Below are 21,286 nucleotides of genomic sequence, written 5' to 3'. Positions count from 1 at the left end.
AAATGAGTTTAAAAAGCAAATTACACGAACTTAAACTGAAGTATCAGGGTAAGAAAATGGCTCCTGCCTTTAATGCCTTTCATACTTTTTTGTTTTCGCCAGATGAGACTACTCATGCGGGCGGTACACATGTTAAAGCTGCGGATGATCTAAAGCGTACAATGAACACGGTAATAATGGCGCTAGTTCCAGTGTTGGTATTCTCCATGTTCAACGCGGGTTATCAGCATTTTTCTGCAATCAATGGTTTTCCAGCAGATTTCTCTTTAATGAATGATTTTCTTACTTGGGATAATTTTTGGATCGGTATCATAAAAGTATTGCCGTTAGTGGTTGTTTCTTATGGAGTTGGACTTATAGTAGAATTTATTTTTGCTGTTATTAAAGGTCACGAAGTAGAAGAGGGGTATTTGGTTACCGGTATGTTGGTACCGTTAATTGTTCCTATAGATACGCCACTTTGGATGTTGGCTGTAGCCGTTGTTTTCGGCGTGGTTATTGGTAAAGAGGTTTTTGGGGGAACTGGAATGAATATTCTTAACCCTGCTTTAACAATTAGGGCATTTTTGTTTTTCGCATATCCTACTTGGATGAGTGGTGATAAAGTTTGGGTTTATGGTGCTCGTGAGCGTTCAGAGGAAATTCTTGCTGGTGCCAATGTTGATGCAATATCAGGAGAAACCATATTAGGGTATTTGGCTCAGAATAAAGGAGCTGAAATGACCTATTCTGTTTCAGACATGTTCTACGGTTTTATTCCTGGTTCTGTAGGTGAAACATCCGCATTCCTAATATTATTAGGAGGTTTGTTCTTGATTTATACAAAAATTGCTAGTTGGAGGATAATGGTAAGTGCTGTTATTGGTTCATTGGTAATGGGTTTAATTTTTAATCAGGTTGTTGATTTTGGTTGGATAGGAGAATCAAGTAAGTTTTATGGTTTAATGAGTTTCGATTTTTGGAAACATTTGATTGTAGGCGGTTTGGCGTTCGGTATTGTCTATATGGCGACTGATCCGGTTACCGGTTCTCAAACCAATAAGGGAAAATGGTATTACGGTTTCTTTATAGGGTTTATTTCTGTAATGATACGTGTATTCAACCCTGCGTACCCAGAAGGTGTTTTCTTGGCTATCCTTTTAATGAACGTTTTTGCGCCAACAATTGATCATTATGTTGTTAGAGGTAATATTAAGAGAAGAATGAACAGATTAAAAAATGCAACTATCTATCCCAAAGATTCGGATGGTAAAGCAGAAGAACTTAAAGCTGAAACAGTTTAATTATGGCACTAAATACAGATAAAAATAGTTATACAGTTATTTTTTCAGCCGTTATGGTTGTAGTGGTTGGTTCAATTTTGGCTTTTTTAGCCTCGGTATTAAGACCAACTATTCAGGAGAATGAACGTTTTGCGAAGCAGCAAAATATCCTCTATGCTATGGGTGTAAATGAAAATGGCGATGATACTGGAGGTGTTCATTTTATTCCAACAGATAGAGTAGAAAAGGAATTTGCTAGTTTCATTAAAGAGCAATTGGTTATTGAAAACGGTAAAGCTACCCAAGATGCAGAAGCCTACTTAATTGATATTAAAAAAGAACTTGCTGCTAAAAAGAAAGGGGAGTCTTATAAGTTGCCTCTTTTCATTGGGGAAAAAGACAGTAAGGATTTTTATATTATTCCTATGTACGGTAAAGGATTATGGGATGCCATTTGGGGTTTTATCGCTTTAGATGATACCATGACGATACAAGGGGTATATTTTGATCATAAAGGAGAGACGGCAGGTTTAGGTGCAAATATTAAAATGCGTTATTTCATGGACGACTTTACTGGTGAAACTATTTTAAAAGGGACAAAATATGAAGGTGTTGCGGTTTCTAAAGGTAATAATGATCCTTTGAATAAAATTAAGGATGACAATGAAGTAGATGCTTTGTCTGGTGCAACAATTACTGGAAATGGAGTTGCCGCTATGATAAAAGAGAGTATAGATTTATATAAGGACTATTTAGAAACCATTAGAGTTAAGTAATATGGCACTACTATCAAAAAAAGATACCAATTTAATTTTAGATCCTTTAACGGATAATAATCCTATTACCATACAGGTGTTGGGTATTTGTTCAGCTCTTGCTATTACAGCTGAGTTAGAGGCATCAATTGTAATGGCTATTTCAGTAATTTTTGTAATGGCTACAGGAAATGTGGTAATATCCTTGATGAGGGATATCATACCTTCAAAAATTAGGATTATAGCACAGCTTATTGTTGTGGCTACATTAGTGATTATCGTGGATCAAGTACTAAAAGCATATGCTTATGAATTAAGTAAGACTCTAGGTGCCTTTATTGGTTTAATTATTACCAATTGTATTATCATGGGGCGTTTTGAAGCTTTCGCTTTGGCGAATGGACCATGGCGTTCATTTTTAGATGGCATTGGTAATGCTCTAGGCTACGGGATTATTCTGATAATAGTAGGCTTTTTTAGGGAGTTACTAGGTTCTGGTACGCTTTTAGGTTTTCCGGTATTAGGGGATCCTATTACAAAGACGGGGTTATACGCTACAGGTTATGAGAATAATGGTTTTATGATTATTCCTCCGGCAGCATTGATCGTGGTTGGTATCATTATTTGGGTGCAACGCTCAAGGAACCCAGCGCTTGTAGAAGAGAATTAAATAGATATTTAAGTAGAAATTATGTTAGAACATGTAGAATTATTTTTTAAGTCCATCTTTATAGATAACATGGTATTTGCCGTGTTCTTGGGGATGTGTTCTTATTTGGCGGTATCCAAAAAAGTGGCTACAGCGGTTGGTTTAGGTGCTGCTGTAATATTTGTATTGGCGGTGACGGTACCAATGAATTGGCTATTGGATAAATATTTGTTGCAAGACGGAGCTTTAGTTTGGCTTGGTCCTGAATATGCAGATTATAACCTGAGCTTTTTATCTTTTATCCTATTTATTGCAACCATAGCAACTATGGTTCAATTGGTAGAGATTGTAGTTGAAAAATTTTCACCATCATTATATAACTCTTTGGGTATATTTTTACCGTTAATTGCGGTAAACTGTGCTATCCTTGGAGGATCATTATTCATGCAGGCAAGGGAGATCGAAACATTGGGATTAGCTTTCAATTACGGTGTTAGTTCTGGTATTGGTTGGTTTTTGGCCATATTAGCTATCGCAGCCATTCGTGAAAAGATCAGGTATAGTAATGTTCCGGCACCTTTAAGAGGTTTAGGTATTACATTTATCATTACAGGTTTAATGGGTATTGGCTTTCAAAGTTTTGGTGGTATGTTAACCGGAGGTGGAGAAGAGGCTGAAGAAGCTAACGAACAAGTTAATCAGGTAAGTCAACCAGAGAAAGTTACTCCTGTAAAAGAAGTAATAGTAGAAAAGAACGAAGAAATTGACGAAAAGGTTATTTCTTATAACGACGTAAATAAATAAACATGATTTTAGCTGCAAGTACTGGCGGAACTATAGTAATAACCGTTGTCGCATTTTTAATACTGTTAATGGTGTTGGTGGCCTTACTACTGTTTACCAAACAAAAACTTTCTCCATCAGGTCCAGTGACCATTACTATTAATGGAGAAAAAAAGATTGAAGTTGCTTCTGGTGGTTCGTTGTTATCTACTTTAGGTAATCAAAAAGTATTTTTACCATCAGCCTGTGGTGGTGGTGGAACATGTATTCAATGTGAATGTCATGTGCTTTCTGGTGGCGGTGAAGCGTTACCAACGGAGACCCCTCATTTTTCTAAAAAAGAATTAAACCATGGTGCACGTTTAGCTTGTCAAGTTAAAGTAAAGCAAGACATGGAAATTACCATTCCAGAAGAGGTATTTGGAATAAAGAAGTGGCCGGCCAAAGTGGTGCGTAATTATAACGTAGCTTCTTTTATTAAGGAATTTGTAGTTGAGATTCCTGAGGATATGGGCTACAAAGCTGGTGGTTATATTCAAATTGAAATTCCTGAGTGTGAGGTGAAATATGCTGATATAGATATTACTGCTCACCCAGAGGAACATGAAACTCCGGATAAGTTTAAAGCGGAATGGGATAAATTTAACCTATGGCCATTAACGATGAAAAATCCAGAGACGGTTGAAAGAGCATATTCCATGGCTTCTTTTCCTGCTGAAGGTAGAGAAATTATGTTGAATGTACGTATTGCTACACCGCCTTGGGATCGTGCCAAGAATGGCTGGATGGATGTTAATCCTGGTGTTGCATCATCTTACATCTTTAATTTAAAGCCCGGTGATGATTGTACTATTTCTGGTCCTTATGGTGAATTCTTCATCAATGAGTCAGATTCTGAAATGTTGTACGTAGGTGGTGGTGCAGGTATGGCACCAATGCGTTCTCACCTATATCATTTGTTCAAAACATTAAAGACCAAAAGAAAGGTAACGTATTGGTATGGTGGTCGTTCTAAAAGAGAATTGTTTTATTTAGATCACTTCTATAAATTAGAAGAAGAGTTTCCTAATTTTAAATTCTACTTAGCTCTTTCTGAGCCTCAAGAGGAAGATAATTGGAAAGTTAAAGAAAATATAGATGCACCTGGTGATGGTTTTGTAGGGTTTATACACAATTGTGTAATTGATAACTACTTAAGTCTTCATGAGTCTCCAGAAGATATAGAACTTTATTTCTGTGGACCTCCATTGATGAACAAAGCTGTTCAGAAAATGGGTGAAGATTTCGGTATCCCAGATGAACATATACGTTTTGATGACTTTGGAGGATAATCCCTAAGTTGTTGAATTAAAGAAAACTAACCGATATATAATATATCGGTTTTTTTTTATAATAAAATAGTCGAAAATGCATGTATTAACAGAACAAGAACTTCATAACTTGGCAATGAATATTGTTGGTAAACAATTGGAAGAAGCAGGGTTTGAGTTTTTAGCAGTGAACAGTGAATTGCGAAAAAATCCGCAGTTTGTATGTACCAAAGATAAAAAGATGCGCTTTGTAGTGGTTAAAGCTATTGAATACCCAGGCGACCCAAAAGACATGGATTTCTTTATGTCTGATCTTCAGAAGATGAAAGAGCATGCTGTAAAGTTTGAGGCTACCACATTTTATGCGGGAGTAGGTTTGGTTAACGCGTCAGACCATAATTTGCCGGTTTATTTAGATGAGGAATATATTGTTGATTATGATGGTTTAGTTGAGATATGAGAAAATATGTATTAGTAGTAGCAATGGTAGTAGGGTTATTTCAATCCTGTAAAAATGAAAAAAAAGGTGGATTTCGTAATGATAATGCAGGTAGCGCGTTAGGAACCTCTTATAGTATTATTTCTATTACCGATGAACAAATGGATTTTCAAAAAGATATTGATTCGGTTTTCGCCGTTATCAATAATTCTTTATCTACCTATATTCCAGAATCTGATATCTCAAGAATAAATAAAGGAGATAGTACTATTGTTGTAGATGAAATGTTTAAAGATGTGTTTAGTCTTTCTAAAAAGATATACCATGAGACAAACGGCTATTTTGACCCAACAGTAGGTACTCTTGTAAATGCGTGGGGCTTTGGACCAGAAAGGCAAATATCAATGGACAGCCTAAAAATTGATAGCCTGTTAAATTTTGTCGGGTTAGATAAGATTTCTTTAAATGATAATAATCGGATAATAAAGACAAACCCCAACATCTATTTAGATTTTAATGCCATCGCAAAAGGATATTCTATTGATAGGCTTGCAGCTATGCTTAATGCAAAAGGAGTTGAAAATTACCTTATAGAAGTTGGTGGAGAGTTGGTTGCAAAAGGAAAGAATACGATTAAAGATAAGTCATGGGTTGTAGGTATAGATGATCCGCAAATACAGGAAAATAGAGGCAGTAAAATACTAGTTAATCTAAATGATAGAGCCTTGGCTTCTTCTGGAAACTACCGTAAGTATAGAATTGATGAAGAAACAGGAAAAAAGTATGTACATACTGTAAATCCAAAAACGGGGTTTACCCAATTATCCAACACACTTGCGGTAACTATACTGGCAGATAACTGTGCTACTGCAGATGCCTATGCTACGGCGTTTATGGCTATGGATCTAGATGATGCCTTTATGCTTATAAGTGAAAACAAACGACTAGAGGCTTACATTATTTACTTAGATGAGAATGGCGATACACAAGAGTATTTAACAACAGGTTTTAAAGCACTTGTAGTGGAGTAATTATTTCTTTACAAATGGAATTATCTCGCCTGGTGCTAAACGATATCTATGGATGTTTTCTTGGCTCATGAGCTTGGTAAAATCAATTTCAACTACAGTAAAGCCTATAGTTCTTAATTTGTCAAAATAGTCTCTACCGTAAATGCGTACATGATCGTATTGTCCAAATATTTTAGCACGTTCCAACTTGTTGGTTATGCTATCATCTTCAAAGGTTTCTTTTCTGCTTAAATCTTGCGGAATTTGAAAAACACCCCAACCGCCGGGTTTTAGAATTCTATATAATTCAGACATGGCTTTCGTGTCATCAGGTATATGCTCTAATACGTGATTACATAAAATAACATCAAATGTATCGTCATCAAATGGTAAGTGGCAAATATCTGCCTTAACGTCTGCTAAGGGAGAGTCTAGATCGGTGGTAACGTAATTAAGGTTTTTTAGTTTTCTAAATCTTTTGTAGAAAGCTTGTTCGGGGGCAAAATGCAATACATGTAACTTAGCTGTAAAAAAATCAGTCTCCTCCTTTAAAAATAACCACAGTAAACGATGGCGTTCTAAGGATAGGGTAGAAGGGGAGAGAACATTTTCTCGTGGTTTTTCATATCCGTAAGGTAAAAAACTACGAAAAGTATTTCCGTCAATGGGGTCTTCATAAGTATTACCTCGGTAATATGCCTTAAAAAAAGGCTTTACTAGATAACTAAAAGATATTAATACAGGTCTTGGAATTAGGTTAAGAAAAAATTTAAAAATTTTCTTCATCTGTAAGTTCTAGCTTTTCATTGTAGATGAAGTAAACTCATCTTCCTCATCGCTGATAATGCCTAAAGCGTCATAAATATATTTGAAAGTAGATAGTAATTCTGGTTTTCCATTGACGATGGCAACATCATGTTCAAAATGAGCACTAGGTTTACCATCTGCGGTAAGAATTGTCCAGCCATCTTTTAACTGTTTAATGCTCTTTGTGCCCATGTTTGTCATAGGTTCAATGGCAACGGTCATACCTTCTACAAATTTCTTTCCTCTACCACGTCTACCATAATTAGGCATTTCAGGACCTTCATGCATTTTTCTGCCTAAACCATGACCAACCAATTCACGGACAACGCCATATCCATGGTCCTCAGTAAATTTTTGAATAGCATATCCCACATCGCCAACACGGTTGCCTACCTTAAATTCTCGTATACCAACGTATAATGATTTTTTAGTGACGTCTAGTAGTTTTTTAATTTCTGGGCTAACTTCTCCTACTTCAAAAGTATAGGCATGATCTCCGTAAAAATCATTTTTTAAAGCTCCACAGTCAATTGAAATAATGTCACCTTCAACTAGAGGAGTGTTATTTGGAATACCGTGTACTACCTGAGCATTTGGACTCATGCATAATGAATTAGGGAAATCATATAGACCTAAGAATCCGGGTACTGCACCATGGTCCCGAATAAAAGTTTCAGCTAAAGTATCAAGCTGAAGTGTAGTAACGCCAGGTTTTACCTCAGAGGCAATCATTCCTAATGTTTTAGAAACGATTAATGCGCTTTCACGCATTAATTCAATTTCTTCGGCTGTTTTTATTTTTATCATAAAATCTTGTCCTTTTCTAATGCGTCTAAATTTACACCAAAGAATTTTGGGTCATAAATTTTGATTTTTCTACACCCATTAATTTTAAGATCGTAGGTGCTATATCTCCTAAAACACCATCTTTTATTTGGTGAATATCCTTATCTACTAAAATTAATGGAACAGGGTTGGTAGTGTGTGCTGTGTTAGGACTACCATCTTCATTGACCATTGTCTCGCAGTTGCCATGATCGGCAATAACAATAACGGAGTAATCTTTTTCAATGGCTGCTGTAATAACATCTTTTGCACATTCATCTACGGTTTCACAAGCTTTTACTGCAGCTTCCATAACTCCGGTATGACCAACCATATCAGGATTTGCGAAGTTTAGACATACAAAATCAACATCTCCCTTTTGAATTTCAGGAACAATTTTATCCCTAATTTCATAAGCGCTCATTTCTGGTTGAAGGTCATAAGTAGCAACCTTGGGTGAAGGACATAAAATACGAGATTCCCCTTCAAAAGGAACTTCTCTGCCACCGTTGAAAAAGAAAGTTACGTGTGGGTACTTTTCCGTTTCGGCAATACGTATTTGCTTTTTGCCGGCATTGGCCAAAACCTCTCCTAATGTTTCAACGATATTATCTTTATTGTATACGACATGAACATTATTGTAAGACTCGTCATAGTTGGTCAAAGTAACATAATACAAGTTAAGCTTGTGCATGTTTTGTTCATGCATATCCACCTGACTTAAAACTTGGGTTAATTCTCTACCACGATCTGTTCTAAAGTTGAAGAATATGACAACGTCGTCTTCTTTTACAGAGGCAATAGGGGTACCATCTGTACTGGTCATGACTATAGGTTTTATAAACTCGTCAGTAATGTCATTATCGTAACTTTGTTGAATGCTTTTGCCAATGTCAGTTGATTTTTCACCTTCTGCATTTACAATAACATCATAAGCTTCCTTAACACGTTCCCATCGTTTATCACGATCCATAGCATAGTATCTACCTATTACGGTGGCTAATTTTGTGTTTTTATCGGCACTATAGTGTACTATATCTTCTAAAAAACCTTTTCCACTTTTAGGGTCTACATCTCTACCATCGGTAAAAGCGTGTAAATACATATTTTCTACACCAGATTCTTTTCCGGCTGCAATCAATCCTTTGATATGATTGGTGTGGCTATGTACGCCGCCGTCACTTAATAGTCCTAAAAAGTGAACATCTTTATTGTTCTTTTTAGCATATTCAAAAGCGCTCTTTAAGACAGGTTCGGAACTTAAAGTATTTTCTTTAACGGCCTTATTGATCTTAGCTAAATCTTGATAAACAATTCTACCGGCTCCCAAATTCATGTGACCTACTTCACTATTACCCATTTGACCTTCGGGCAGACCTACGTTCATACCATCGGTAAGAAGGTTAGAATTTGCATATTTGGTATATAAACTGTCTATAAACGGAGTATTGGCTTTATCTACGGCAGATACAGATGGGTCAGGAGATTTACCCCAGCCATCTAGTATCATTAAGATTACTTTTTTGTTCATCTTCTTAAGGTTTTAAGAGTACAAAAATACTATGTTCTACTAAGTTAAGCTACAAGATGAGCTACCTTTTTTATTTAGATGGCGTAACGCAACATTTTTTTAGTTTAGACGAAGATTGGTTTGTTAAAGTTTAGTTATAACAATGTTAAAGGATGAAACAATTTTTGCTGAATAGCGTCTTTTAAATGTACACTATTGTACTCATCAATTAAAATCAATCATCATGAAAAAAGTAATTCTTACATTATCTATGGTAGCTCTTACCGTAGGAACAACTGTTTTAGCTGCTGAAAATGAAAATTCCGCACCTGTTAATGATCACGAACTTGTATCTACAATAGCTATAAGTTCTTTCTGTAAAGCCGTAATGCAAGGAGATTTAGAGACCGTAAAGCGTCTTATTGCTTTGGGGGAAGATGTAAACCAAAAATCTTTAGGAATGACACCTGCAATGTTTGCCGCACGTTATAATAAAGTAGCTGTATTAAAAATGCTTATAGATAATGGGGCAGATCTAAAGGTGCAGAGTAGCCAAGGGCACACTGCAAAACGATATGCGGAGTTATCTAATGCTACTGAAGCTTTAGCATTAATTGAAGCATCCATAGGAGGTTAATTGACATATAGCTTAAGCATTATTTGGCAGATGTACGCTAAAATATTTTTTAATCAATAGCTGCGTAATTTTTTACTTTGCTTAATTGTTAAATATTTACTATTTCTTTCTTAAAATTGATTTTTTAATAAAGTTGTATAGTTAAATTTATGTAATCAGTAATTATAGGAATCAATAAAACGTAAATATTATGAAAAATTCAATTGTAATTATGTGCTGTTTTTGTGTTTTTGTATTTTCGGCAACGTATGCAAATTCCACCAATCAAGTTCATTTGAAAGAAAATATTTCTATTTCTGCTAATGATGAAATAAGTTCTTTGTGCAAGGCGGTTATAAAAGGCGATGTAAATAAAGTGAGAAGCTTGTTGGCTTTGGGCGAAGAACTTAATGAAAAGTCATTAGGTCTTACCCCGGCCATGTATGCCGCTAGATATAACAAAGTAGAAGTATTAAAGGTATTGGTATTGAACGGAGCAAATTTAAATATTAAGAGTGATCAAGGTTATACAGCAAAAGACTATGCAAAAATGTCGAATGCTATGGATGCATTGAAAGTAATTAAAGAAGGGGTCTAGTTCAATTATTAATACAATTAAAAAGGCTCATTGAAATATCAATGAGCCTTTTTTGATAATGCAAATTTCTACTCCAAATAGTGTTCAGGTAAAAGAGTAAAACGCGTTAAAAATCAAATCCATTTGCTGCTCTAACTACGAAGGCATATAATGCCATAAATATCATTAGTGCGCAAAATACAGAGTAAACTTTTAAAATTGTAACCAATATTTCTGGTTTACAATTCTCAAATGCCTGTACGTACAAACTTTTAAAATGTGTAATTGTTCCCATTATAGTATTCTTCTGTGATTAAATTATAGCTATAAAGGCAATTCATAAATGGTAAAATAAGTTTGGGACTTAGTCAAAGTTACAAAATTATAAACACCATATAGCGGGGTATAGATGAAGAGCACTAAAATCGGGTCAACCTTAATTTTTGTACTTTTCTATGGCATCTTTGATCTTTTCAATTCTATTTTCAGGGTCAGGGTGTGTGTTCTGAAACTCTGGGGTGCGGTTTGGTCCTCCGGCCGCTTTCAAAATTTTCATGACATTGATCATTTCATAAGGATCATAACCAGATTGTATCATGAAAAGGACACCTAATTCATCACTTTCCAACTCATCACCTCGTCCATTTTTTAGTAATGTATTCTGACCTATGCTTCCTACAATACTCCCCATATCTCCTGCGCCAACGGTTGCCCCCATAGTTGCAGTTTGCCATGTTTGGCTATCGGCAATTCTTTCTGCAGAATGTCTTCCGATCACATGAGCTATTTCATGGCCAAGAACCCCGGCTAATTGAGCTTCGTTAAGCTGGGAGAATAAAGCGTAGGTAATAAAACATTGTCCACCAGGTAATGCAAAGGCGTTAATGGTCTGTTCGTCTGCCAGTAAATGAAAGTTATATTGATAGGGTGTTTCTTTGGCAATGCTATTTTGAACCAATTTATTCCCTACAGAAGCAACAAATGATTGTAGTTGTTGATCAGGATAAAGGCCACCATGCTGTTGTGCCATTTCTGGAGCGCTTTGCAAGCCTATGGCAATTTCTTGATCAGAGGTCATTGTAATATGTTGGGAGCGACCTGTATAAGGATTTTTTTCTGTATTGCTACATTTCTGTATGAAAGCAAATGCTACAATGGCCAAACCTATGAATATTCTAATTTTCCAACTTCCTCTTCTCATGGTAATGTGTTATGGTACAGAGGCTAAGGTACAAAATGCTTATAACAGGTCTCTATTGATATCTAAAATATTATTTTGAATATAAGATTTTAAAAAGTTCATTGTAAAATGCTCGGCACCATAGTAATCTTCACGTATTATAATAGAAGCAATGTTCTTACCTCTGAATTGTTCTAACATGGGTATGGATAATGGAGCATAGCTATAATGCCATGGCTCATATTTAAAGCCTTTTCTTTTAGCCTCATTGGTATATACTAAATAGAAGCCATAGGTCTCTGAGTTTTCATCCATCCACTTTTTAAAATCAACGTATGGTCCATCGCCTTCATATTTATGAGGAACCAGCACATCGCCATCTACTTTTCTATAGCCGTCAACTACATCAATGTCAGTGCCCCAATGGTGTCTGCTAGTGCCGGGAATGGTAGAATATTCAATAATTTTATCAATAGCATCTGCTGGTTCCATGCCATCAACGTCTGTATATTTTAAAAACTTACGCTCAAAAATGGCTTCTTGTCTATCGTAATTTCTAAAGCTTGATACTATTTTAAGATCAATACCATCTTTATAAGCTGCTTTTTTCATTTCAAGAAAAGCATCGTGAGCTTCTTTTCTAAGGTTAATACCTTTACCGTATAGTTTAATGTCCTCTTTACCCATGAGTTCTAAAATACTATACTCTGTGTCTTCTTGTATAAAGAAATTTGGGGCAAGTGCAAGTGCTAAAGCTGCCGTGCTGCTTCTATTGATAAACGTTCTTCTCTGCATAATTCTATTTTGGTGTTATTTAGTACAAAAGATTTGCCAAACTTGATCAAGACGAAAAAAATGAAAGTAGGAAACCATGCAATGTGATAGTAAAAATAGTGAATCTTGATCTTAAAAAGTTCACTGTGCCATTTTCAAAATGCGTGTTTCCGGTAATTAACTGTAATAAAAAGGTTAATATTTTTATACAACGTAAGTTCAAGGTAGAGGTACACTTGTGCGGTAGCCTCATACAATCAAGATTCTGCAGAAAAAAAGTTGATTCTTAAGTAGGGGCAATATGTTAAATTAGGAAGTGGGCTGGTCGTTTTATTTTATAAACAAGTAAATAAAATAATCTGATGATTATGGTGAAGCTGGCTTAAGCCATTTTTTAACGTGTTAGGTATAGAAAACCTTGGTATTGTAGGTCTTCTTCAGGGATGTAGATAGTGTAAAAATAAACCCCTGACGGTAAGCCTTCTTTTGCGCCAAACGGAACATTGTTTATATTAGAAAAACCTACAAAATCATCTAGGTAATCTGTTTTTTCGAATACTTTTAGACCATAACGATCATAAATCTGTACTAAGTTGCTGTTGAATTCCTGTAACTCTTCTATAAAAAAGCTATCGTTTACGCCGTCGCCATTTACCGAGACATAGAAATTGTCTAATGTTAATACCTTTTTGGACAGCGGTTCATATGGTTTCTTGGAAGTGCCAAGGGTAATGACCTCATAATCATCTGGTATAAATGCGGTGGTGGTAGTAATTCCTTCGTTTAAAGAGCCTAAGGAAGCACCGTTAGATAGGTTGACCCATTCTTTTAAAGTTTTGTGCCACCCAACAGGTATAATCAGAGCAATATCATCTGTAAGGTTGGCCATGGCACTACGCGGATTCCAGCTTAATGACACTGTTGATGAGATTGAGCCTTCTAATCGCCAAAATTCAACAGTGCTAACATTTTCTACATCTAAGGCGGTAGAAGTTGTGTTGAATGTTTCCGGTAGAGAGGTAGGGTTATTGGGATTCTCAAAGAAATAGGCGCATTTGGCAAATAGGTTAACGCTCTCAGATTTTATGACCAAAGGTCTTAGGTATTGGGCGTCACCGATCGGAAAACCAAAATTTTGCTGATTGGTAATTGCCGCATAGCCTTCAATTTTGCTGAAGTCATTTTCACCACTATAAAATGAACTATTTATAAAGTTGTAGAAAATGTCTGGTTGCGAAAGGTTGGTGCTAATATTACCAAAAATAAAGTTGGTGTTGCCCACATTGTCCATACCTAGGTTCAGTTGCATATTGTTCTCCAAAGCAATTTCCATATCATAGAATTGCGGCGTAATACTGCCGGAAACGGTTAAAAGTGCCGGACCATAAAAGCCTGCCAGACCAAGATTATTATCTAAAGGAGATTCGTTTATAAGGTGGGTATGAAAGCCAATAGCACCACCTTCGTGAATGCGCAGGTTGCCATTGTTGTATAAGGCGCTCTGGGCAGCTATAAGTGCGGTGGATAGAGAGAAAAGTAAGAAGGCTATTTTTTTCATTTTAATTAATTTGATGCCATAAACTGCCATCGCTTTGTAGCTTTAAAATTCCTGGAGGAAATAAAACGGAGTTGTCTCCTTCTGAATCGGAAAATTGACTTATTGAAATAGGAGCGCCAGAAGTGTTTTTTAGGATATAAATTTTACCGATATTTAAACCAAGTCCTGTAGTCGAAGGAGCAGGTAAAACAACGCTAGTGGCATTGCTTATGATTAATGTGTAGTCATTTTCTGCCACCAAAATATTTCCATTATTGTTATCGGTTCTAATATTTGTGGAGAAAGAACCGTTTATTGTAACGTTTGTTATGCCGGTTCTTGGTTCGTCTATAGTTAAGGCTAAGTTTCCTCCAACAGAAAATCCTATTTCATCAGCTGCAATACGATACATTCCTGTATCATAGTCATCGTTTGTGTAGAAGCCATACGCTGGTTGTCCGACAGAGCCTTCGCTTGATGTGAAACTGGTAGATTTGGTTTCGCCATCTACATCTAATACCCTATCTGGGGTAATAGTTCCAATGCCTAATCTATTGTTAGTATTATCCCAAAATAGTTCTGTTTCGTTAACGTTTATAGAATTTGAGCCGTCAGAAAATAGAATTGTTCCTGCTGCCGAATCTGGAACACCTCCATTATCAGTTCCTAATTCCCAAATTAAAGTTGTATTGTTCCACTTTAATATTTGGTTATCCGTAGTTCCTGGAATAATATCCAATGCACCTGTAATTGTGCTTTTGGCAAGTCCGTTACCGGCAACATTGGCAGCAATCATCGTGTTTTCAACTGCGTTCGCTGCAATAAAAAGTTCTCCTGTATTTGCAATGGTAGCATCTCCATATAGCGTTAGTGGTGTTGCATCTCCGGTTGCGTTTCCTACTAAAACTTGACCGTCAGGAAGAGTGCCGCCAATATCGGTTCCTAACTCCCAAGTCAATGAAGTTTGATTCCACTTTAGAATCTGTCCATCCGTATCTGCACCCATAGCGTTCAGTTGGTCTAAACCTATTGCGTTTTCTTTGACTTGTAGCGCATCATCTTCAATTTCGATTGTGTTGTTATCAACTATAATATTATAACCTAATGTGCTGCTATGGTTGCTTAATCCATCATTAATATCAGAGTCAGTAATATTAGCTCCGGTGTCATTAGCTACAGTCCAAGCACCTTGACCGGCGTTTAAGGTTTCATCCCATTTAATAACTTGTCCGTTAGTAGCTCCACTTTTATTTATATTCTGAAGGCTTATTGCGCTATTTATAATGTTTAAACTATCAATGATGTTATTAGCCAATCTAAACTCTCCAATATTATTCATGGTAAGGTCGCCACTTACTTCAAATTGTTCAGGGTCACTGTCCGCATTTCCAATAAAAATATATCCCTCATCTAAATTTGTTTTTGGGATATCTACAAAACCACCATCGGTTAAAGATATACGATTACCTACGATAGATAATTGTTGCTCATCTGTATTATCAAGATACTTATTAAGATTAACGGAATTGCCACCAGTTATGGCTAAAGTATTTCCTGTTAAAGCAAGCGATTGGTTGTCAGTATTAACTGTACCTGCTGGTAGTTCTACAGATCCACCATTGGTTAAAGAAATGGTTCTATTGTTAATACTCAAGGTCTGCAAATACGTAGATAAATCATACGTATTAGGGTCATTTTCTATACTTAGAATATTACCTGTGAGATCTAATTGCTGATCGTCAGAACCGATCAAAGCACCCAAGCTAATACTAGAGGTACCTGCGGTAGTAGATCTAGAAATGGTTAGTGTGGTATCTAATTTATTAAATGTTAAGTCATAAAGGTCATTGGAATCTTCCCATTGTACATTACCATTTTCATTGGTGGTTAGTACGCTGAAAGGAGAGTCGTTTGCCATGTTTAAAGGCGTTACGGCACCTTGGGCCAATTCATTTGAGCCAACGGCATTTTCACGAATTTCATCAGATCCCACAGAGGCGGAAGCCAATTTGTCCTGAGTAATAGAATTATTTTGGATATCGTCCGGTCCTATACCACCATCAATAATGTTATCACCCAAAATACTATTTTTAGCTACTTCTAAATTGTACCCCGTTGCAGGTTGGGTAAGTTCAATTGTACTTCTGCCATTTATAATGGGGTCGTTGGTAATGGTGAAATTAACGGCATCGCATAAATTGATCCATTGAATACCATTGTAATAATGAATACATTCTGTATCTATATTATATACCATACCGCCACGATGAGGTACAATGGCTTCCATTTCTAATGAAGTAACCCGGGTAATTACCAGAACTTTAGAGGTGCTTTCCAGTTCTAAAACAGACGAAGCATTTATATTTTGAGGATTGTCTCCTATTTTAATTTGTCCAAAAACGGACGGTATTGCCAGGGTGATAAATAAAATAAAAAAAAATAGTGCTTTCATACTTAGTGCGTTATGACTAGAAAATGGTAATAAACAAAAATAGAGTTATCTTCTTAATACCGTTTATTTTTAAGTTGAAATAAAGGGCTAATAGGTTGAAGTACATATATAAACGTTATATAAACTATTTTTGTTGGCGAAAAGAGTTTATGCGTACCTTATAACTACTGCGGCCAATGAAGAAATTAACAAAAGTTTATTGGCGTGTTTTTTTTTATAAAGGTTACAAATCTTTTCTTTATCTTTTAAATGCCCTGTGAGTAGGGTGTTATACTTCTTAATACACACTAAATGACCAAAAAATTACTTTTTTTATTAGTATTATTTACAGCAGTATCAGGCTTTTCTCAAGATGATACCAGAAGACCTTTAAACGGTTCGGTAATTTATATGAATGTTGGCGTGCCCAATGAAAATGTTATAAATTCAACTGCCGAGCATGCCACAATCACCAATAATCAAGGTTTGTTTCGTATTAATGTAAAAGTGGGTGATCAACTTGTATTTACCGCGGTCAACTACAACATTAAAGTAGTGACCATAACCGAGGAAATTTTGGCGAACAACCGTCTGGTAGTAGAAGTAAATGAAAAAGTAACCGAGCTAGATGAGGTTGTGATTACACCAGAGCAGCAAGAACGTTTTTTAGAAATGAAGAACGAAGAGTTTAAGGAGCATGAATATGAAATTGATCGTACCACAGAGGTTGAAAATATAGCCATGTCAGAGGTAAGTAGAGGTATGGAGAACGGACTCGATTTTGTAAATATATTCAGGGCTATATTCAAATCTCAGGACAAGACAACAGAAGAAGCTCCTAAATTGAAAGTAAGTGAGGTGCTACGTCAGGTATACGATGATTCCTTTTTTGTAATGGATTTGAATATACCTCAAGATAAAATCAATGAATTCCTGTATTACTGTGATGCTAGAATGCCGGCACAGTCATTACTTAGAAAGGAAAACGAATTTCAGTTGATTGATGCTTTGGTAAATTATAGTAAGTCATTTCTTAAAGATTTAAATGAGGAGTAGACACCTTGTGTTTTTCCTTTTATCTAGCGTTTTTACATTCGCACAAATTGGCGAGTTTAAAAAAATGGAAGGTAGGGTATATAGTGATGATGGTGATGTAGCTGCTACACACGTGCTGAACTTAACTTCTCAAAGAGCCAGTATTACAGATGAATATGGGTACTTTTCCATTCCGGTAAAATTGTATGATACGTTAGAGTTCTCTGCTGTTCAATACAAAAAGAAAATTATAGTTATCAGTACGGCTATTTTTGAAAGCAAGCTCATCTCCGTAGGTTTGGAAGATGCGCTTACAGAATTAGATGAAGTAACGGTAACGCCTTATAATCTTAGTGGTAATTTGTTGGCAGATCTACCTACATTAGATTTGGACCCTATAGTTACAGCCTCTACGTTGGGGCTACCAAATGCTTACGTTAAAATACCTACAAAGGCAGAAAGAGAACTACAAGCGGCAACAAAGAACCCGATCATGAGTGTGGATGCCTTGCTAAATAGTATTTCTGGTAGAACCAAAATGTTGAAAAAAAGGGTAGAGCGTAATAAGCTGTATGACCGTACTGAACGTGTGCGAGAATTCTATGCAGATAGTGTTTACCAAAAACAACTTTTGATTCCCATTGATAAAATTGATGATTTTTTATACTACTGCGAAGTAGACCCTAGATTTCAAAAGGTGGTAGACACCCATAGCGAATTAGAGATTTGGGAATATTTACGACAAAAAAGCATACTTTACAGGGCCAATAATTCTTTAAAGTAGCCGTACTATCTTTGGCACATGGTTTGTAAAAGAGTTATGAAATAATATACTATGAAATTTTTAAGACCGGTTTTGTTGCTCTTGATACTGCCGCTTTTTGCATTTACGGGCGCGCATAAATTCTATATTAGTGTTACCAATGTAGATTATTCTGAAAAAGATCAAGCTGTACAGATTATAACACGCGTATTCATAGATGATATGAACACCGTTCTTAAAGAAAGGTATGGTTATGCAGCGGTACTGGGTACAGAAAAGGAAACAGAATTAGATAGAGATTTCTTAGAGAAATACCTGCGGACCAAATTTTTGGTAGAAATAAATGGTAAAACCGCTAAGTATGATTTTATTGGTCATAAGTATGATTCAGATATGGTTATTTGTTATTTAGAGGTAACAAATGTTCCCTTACCAACCTTAAAGCAGATAGGTATAACCAATGAGGTGCTTACAGATATATATGACGATCAACAAAATGTAGTACATATTAAGGCAAATGGTAAGAAAAAGAGTCACGTACTTATAAAATCACGTATTAAAGGAATGTTAAATTTGTAACATATATTAAGATATCCTTTTAAAAACTTTAATTTTCCTGCACTAAAAAATAAGAAATGATAAGAGTAAAGTACGCATTTGCGTCTATTTTATTCCTTTTTACCGCTGTAACTTTCGCACAAGAGACAGTTACCAAAGAAAAGGAACCTGGGCATGGTAACCAGAGTAAGTTCAAACAATTGTATGAAGAGTTCGCTACTCCAAATACCTATAGGTCGGCATCTGGTGCTCCTGGGCCTGATTATTACCAACAGCAGGCAGATTATGTAATGGATATTCGTTTAGACGATAAGAATGCTAAAATATTTGGTACAGAAACCATTACCTATACAAACAACTCCCCAGACAATTTAGAGTATTTATGGGTGCAGTTAGATCAGAATATTAGAACAAAAGATTCAAAGGCGGCACTAAAGAACGGTAGTGGAGTTTCATTTGGGGATTCTCCTGAAAAATTTGTGGGTAATTATATGACAGCGTCCTTTGATGGCGGATTCAATATAGATTACGTAAAAGATGCTTCAGGAAAAGCTTTACCATTTACGGTAAACTTTACTATGATGCGTGTAGATTTACCTACTCCGCTTAAAAGTGGCGATAAGTTTTCTTTTGATATCAAGTGGAACTACAACATACCGGACCATACCGTAAACAGAGCTAGATCTGGTTACGAGTTTTTTGAGGAAGATGGTAACAGGGCTTATGTAATTGCTCAATTTTTTCCAAGAATGGCGGTTTACAATGATGTAGAAGGATGGCAGAACCACCAGTTTTGGGGTAATGGGGAATTTGCACTTCCATTTGGTGATTATGAAGTAAACATTACGGTACCTGCAGATCATATTTTAGATGGAACAGGTGTGCTTCAAAATAGAAAAGAGGTATATACCAAAGAAATGATGAAGCGTTATGAGCAGGCAAAAAAATCTTATGACAAACCTGTTATCATTGTTACCCAAGCGGAAGCGGAAGCAGCTGAAAAAGGTTTTTCTGAAAAAACAAAGACCTGGAAATTAAAGGCGGAAAATGTTCGTGATTTTGGTTTTGCAACATCAAGAAAATTTATTTGGGACATGCAAGCGGTTAAGTTGGGAGACAGAGATGTAATGGCTGTTTCTATGTATCCAAAAGAAGGTAACCCATTATGGGAAGAGTATTCTACAAAAGCAGTTGCCCATACTTTAAAATCATATTCATCGCACACGTTTGATTATCCTTATCCTAAAGCAATATCTGTGCATGCTAAGCAGCAAGGTATGGAATACCCAATGATATGCTGGAACTATGGTAGGCCAAATAAAGATGGTAGCTATTCAGACAGAACTAAATACGGTATGATCAGTGTAATTATTCATGAGGTAGGTCATAACTTCTTTCCAATGATCGTAAACTCTGACGAACGTCAGTGGGGCTGGATGGATGAAGGTTTGGATACTTTTATGCAGTATATGGCAGAGCAAGAATTTGGCGAAGCTTACCCAGCGGCAATTGCACCAAATGCAAAATATCCTTCTAGAAGAGGTGATCCGGCAAAGATCGTACCTTATATGAGTGGTGATCAAAGTACTATAGCACCAATTATGTCTAACCCAGAGAATGTATACCAACTAGGGCCTAATGCCTATGGTAAGCCGGCAACAGCATTAAATATATTAAGAGAAACTGTTATGGGGCGTGAGTTGTTTGACCATGCATTTAAAACATATGCACACCGTTGGAAATTTAAGCACCCTACCCCGGAAGATTTTTTTAGAACAATGGAAGATGCTTCCGCTGTTGATTTAGATTGGTACTGGAGAGGATGGTTCTATACTACGGACTATGTAGATATGGCAGTAAAGGGTATCAAAAAATATTATGTTAGCGATCAGCCAAACAAAAAAATGAAAGCTTATTTAGCGGAACGTGGTATTCCAGAATCTAATTTACCTCCAATGGTATATTTAGAGGAGTACGGTGATACTGATATTATAGCGCCAGAGTTAAAGGACAATTTACCTTCAGAAACTTCAAAAACTCTAAAAGAGTTCATGATGGATAACATGACGGCGGCAGAAAGGGCAGCAATAAAAGAACCTAAGTATTTTTACGAAGTAACGTATAATAGCCCGGGTGGTATACCAATGCCATTGATTGTAGAGTACACATATGCAGATGGTTCTGTAAAAAATGTAACCTATCCTCCAGAAATTTGGAGAAAGAATAGCAAGGAGGTAACCATGGTAATTTCTTCTACGTCCGAGTTAAAAGGTGTAAACATTGATCCTAAAATGGAAACGGCAGATATAGATGTCACCAACAACAGTTGGCCGAAGAAAGAGCAAGAAAGCGATTTCGATAAAATGAAGAATGGTGTTAAAAGAAAATAAATAACAAAATAATTATTGCAAAAAGCCTCGTATAACTACGGGGCTTTTTTAATTTTGGTTAGGAAACTTGTTTAT

21 protein-coding genes are annotated in these 21,286 nt (G+C 36.1%); 13 read left to right on the top strand and 8 right to left on the bottom strand.

What is annotated here, in order from left to right; genetic code table 11:
- Nucleotides 1–2: 2 nt before the first annotated feature.
- From BW936_RS18665 to BW936_RS18635, 7 genes are all read left to right on the top strand, one after another.
- Nucleotides 3–1,283 carry an NADH:ubiquinone reductase (Na(+)-transporting) subunit B gene (locus BW936_RS18665; protein ID WP_076551289.1) on the top strand — a complete coding sequence of 427 codons (1,281 nt, stop codon included), beginning with the start codon at nucleotides 3–5 and terminating at the stop codon, nucleotides 1,281–1,283.
- A gap of 2 nt (nucleotides 1,284–1,285) precedes the next feature.
- A complete protein-coding gene (locus BW936_RS18660; protein WP_076551286.1) occupies nucleotides 1,286–2,038 on the top strand; it encodes a Na(+)-translocating NADH-quinone reductase subunit C in 753 nt (250 codons plus the stop codon).
- A gap of 1 nt (nucleotide 2,039) precedes the next feature.
- Nucleotides 2,040–2,687, top strand: a complete 648-nt coding sequence (locus BW936_RS18655) for an NADH:ubiquinone reductase (Na(+)-transporting) subunit D (RefSeq protein ID WP_076551283.1) — start codon at nucleotides 2,040–2,042, stop codon at nucleotides 2,685–2,687.
- Nucleotides 2,688–2,708: 21 nt separating this feature from the next.
- The gene (gene nqrE, locus BW936_RS18650) at nucleotides 2,709–3,470 is read left to right on the top strand and encodes an NADH:ubiquinone reductase (Na(+)-transporting) subunit E (RefSeq protein WP_076551280.1); all 762 of its coding nucleotides are present in this window, start codon (nucleotides 2,709–2,711) and stop codon (nucleotides 3,468–3,470) included.
- Nucleotides 3,471–3,472: 2 nt separating this feature from the next.
- Nucleotides 3,473–4,780: an NADH:ubiquinone reductase (Na(+)-transporting) subunit F gene (gene nqrF, locus BW936_RS18645; protein ID WP_076551277.1), complete on the top strand. Its 1,308-nt coding sequence runs from the start codon at nucleotides 3,473–3,475 to the stop codon at nucleotides 4,778–4,780.
- 76 nt (nucleotides 4,781–4,856) lie between these two features.
- Entirely contained in the window at nucleotides 4,857–5,219 is a 363-nt protein-coding gene (locus BW936_RS18640) for a Na(+)-translocating NADH-quinone reductase subunit F (protein ID WP_076551275.1), read from the top strand.
- Nucleotides 5,216–6,229, top strand: coding sequence for an FAD:protein FMN transferase (locus BW936_RS18635; RefSeq protein WP_076551272.1), 1,014 nt, complete (start codon nucleotides 5,216–5,218; stop codon nucleotides 6,227–6,229). Before BW936_RS18640 ends, BW936_RS18635 begins: the two co-directional genes overlap by 4 nt.
- Here BW936_RS18635 and BW936_RS18630 read toward each other — a convergent pair whose 3' ends face one another.
- From BW936_RS18630 to gpmI, 3 genes are read right to left on the bottom strand one after another with little or no spacing between them, the layout of a single operon-like run.
- The gene (locus BW936_RS18630) at nucleotides 6,230–6,994 is read right to left on the bottom strand and encodes a class I SAM-dependent methyltransferase (protein ID WP_076551269.1); all 765 of its coding nucleotides are present in this window, start codon (nucleotides 6,992–6,994) and stop codon (nucleotides 6,230–6,232) included. It abuts the gene before it with no gap.
- Nucleotides 6,995–7,003: 9 nt separating this feature from the next.
- Nucleotides 7,004–7,822 carry a type I methionyl aminopeptidase gene (gene map, locus BW936_RS18625; protein ID WP_076551266.1) on the bottom strand — a complete coding sequence of 273 codons (819 nt, stop codon included), beginning with the start codon at nucleotides 7,820–7,822 and terminating at the stop codon, nucleotides 7,004–7,006.
- 31 nt (nucleotides 7,823–7,853) lie between these two features.
- Nucleotides 7,854–9,371, bottom strand: a complete 1,518-nt coding sequence (gpmI, locus tag BW936_RS18620; protein ID WP_076551263.1) for a 2,3-bisphosphoglycerate-independent phosphoglycerate mutase — start codon at nucleotides 9,369–9,371, stop codon at nucleotides 7,854–7,856.
- Nucleotides 9,372–9,594: 223 nt separating this feature from the next.
- Between gpmI and BW936_RS18615 the strand changes: the two genes are divergently transcribed.
- Nucleotides 9,595–9,987 (top strand): ankyrin repeat domain-containing protein, encoded by a 393-nt coding sequence (locus BW936_RS18615; protein WP_076551260.1) that lies wholly within the window; start codon nucleotides 9,595–9,597, stop codon nucleotides 9,985–9,987.
- 190 nt (nucleotides 9,988–10,177) lie between these two features.
- A complete protein-coding gene (locus BW936_RS18610; protein ID WP_076551257.1) occupies nucleotides 10,178–10,564 on the top strand; it encodes an ankyrin repeat domain-containing protein in 387 nt (128 codons plus the stop codon).
- 106 nt (nucleotides 10,565–10,670) lie between these two features.
- On the opposite strand, the gene BW936_RS20145 is transcribed toward BW936_RS18610, so the two are convergent.
- From BW936_RS20145 to BW936_RS18590, 5 genes are all read right to left on the bottom strand, one after another.
- Nucleotides 10,671–10,838, bottom strand: coding sequence for a DUF6747 family protein (locus tag BW936_RS20145; protein ID WP_317042905.1), 168 nt, complete (start codon nucleotides 10,836–10,838; stop codon nucleotides 10,671–10,673).
- Between the two features lie 141 nt (nucleotides 10,839–10,979).
- A complete protein-coding gene (locus tag BW936_RS18605; protein ID WP_076551254.1) occupies nucleotides 10,980–11,744 on the bottom strand; it encodes a M48 family metalloprotease in 765 nt (254 codons plus the stop codon).
- A gap of 39 nt (nucleotides 11,745–11,783) precedes the next feature.
- Nucleotides 11,784–12,518 carry a M15 family metallopeptidase gene (locus BW936_RS18600; protein WP_076551251.1) on the bottom strand — a complete coding sequence of 245 codons (735 nt, stop codon included), beginning with the start codon at nucleotides 12,516–12,518 and terminating at the stop codon, nucleotides 11,784–11,786.
- A gap of 373 nt (nucleotides 12,519–12,891) precedes the next feature.
- Nucleotides 12,892–14,055 carry a T9SS type B sorting domain-containing protein gene (locus BW936_RS18595; protein ID WP_076551353.1) on the bottom strand — a complete coding sequence of 388 codons (1,164 nt, stop codon included), beginning with the start codon at nucleotides 14,053–14,055 and terminating at the stop codon, nucleotides 12,892–12,894.
- Between the two features lies 1 nt (nucleotide 14,056).
- Nucleotides 14,057–16,486 (bottom strand): hypothetical protein, encoded by a 2,430-nt coding sequence (locus BW936_RS18590; protein ID WP_076551248.1) that lies wholly within the window; start codon nucleotides 16,484–16,486, stop codon nucleotides 14,057–14,059.
- Nucleotides 16,487–16,777: 291 nt separating this feature from the next.
- Between BW936_RS18590 and BW936_RS18585 the strand changes: the two genes are divergently transcribed.
- Genes BW936_RS18585 through BW936_RS18570 form a run of 4 tightly spaced genes read left to right on the top strand, consistent with a single transcriptional unit; the run spans nucleotide 16,778 to nucleotide 21,211 of the window.
- On the top strand, nucleotides 16,778–17,521 hold the full coding sequence (locus BW936_RS18585; RefSeq protein ID WP_076551245.1) for a hypothetical protein: 744 nt from the start codon (nucleotides 16,778–16,780) through the stop codon (nucleotides 17,519–17,521).
- Nucleotides 17,511–18,284 carry a hypothetical protein gene (locus BW936_RS18580; RefSeq protein ID WP_076551242.1) on the top strand — a complete coding sequence of 258 codons (774 nt, stop codon included), beginning with the start codon at nucleotides 17,511–17,513 and terminating at the stop codon, nucleotides 18,282–18,284. Before BW936_RS18585 ends, BW936_RS18580 begins: the two co-directional genes overlap by 11 nt.
- 51 nt (nucleotides 18,285–18,335) lie before the next feature.
- Entirely contained in the window at nucleotides 18,336–18,842 is a 507-nt protein-coding gene (locus BW936_RS18575) for a DUF6702 family protein (RefSeq protein WP_076551239.1), read from the top strand.
- 56 nt (nucleotides 18,843–18,898) lie between these two features.
- Entirely contained in the window at nucleotides 18,899–21,211 is a 2,313-nt protein-coding gene (locus BW936_RS18570; protein ID WP_076551236.1) for a M1 family metallopeptidase, read from the top strand.
- Nucleotides 21,212–21,286 lie beyond the last annotated feature (75 nt).

Origin of the sequence: Maribacter ulvicola (genome assembly GCF_900155985.1) — a bacterium.
Classification (GTDB): Bacteria; Bacteroidota; Bacteroidia; order Flavobacteriales; family Flavobacteriaceae; genus Maribacter; species Maribacter ulvicola.
The sequence above is the reverse complement of the archived record's forward strand: the minus strand, read 5'-3'. Positions and strand labels throughout refer to the sequence as shown.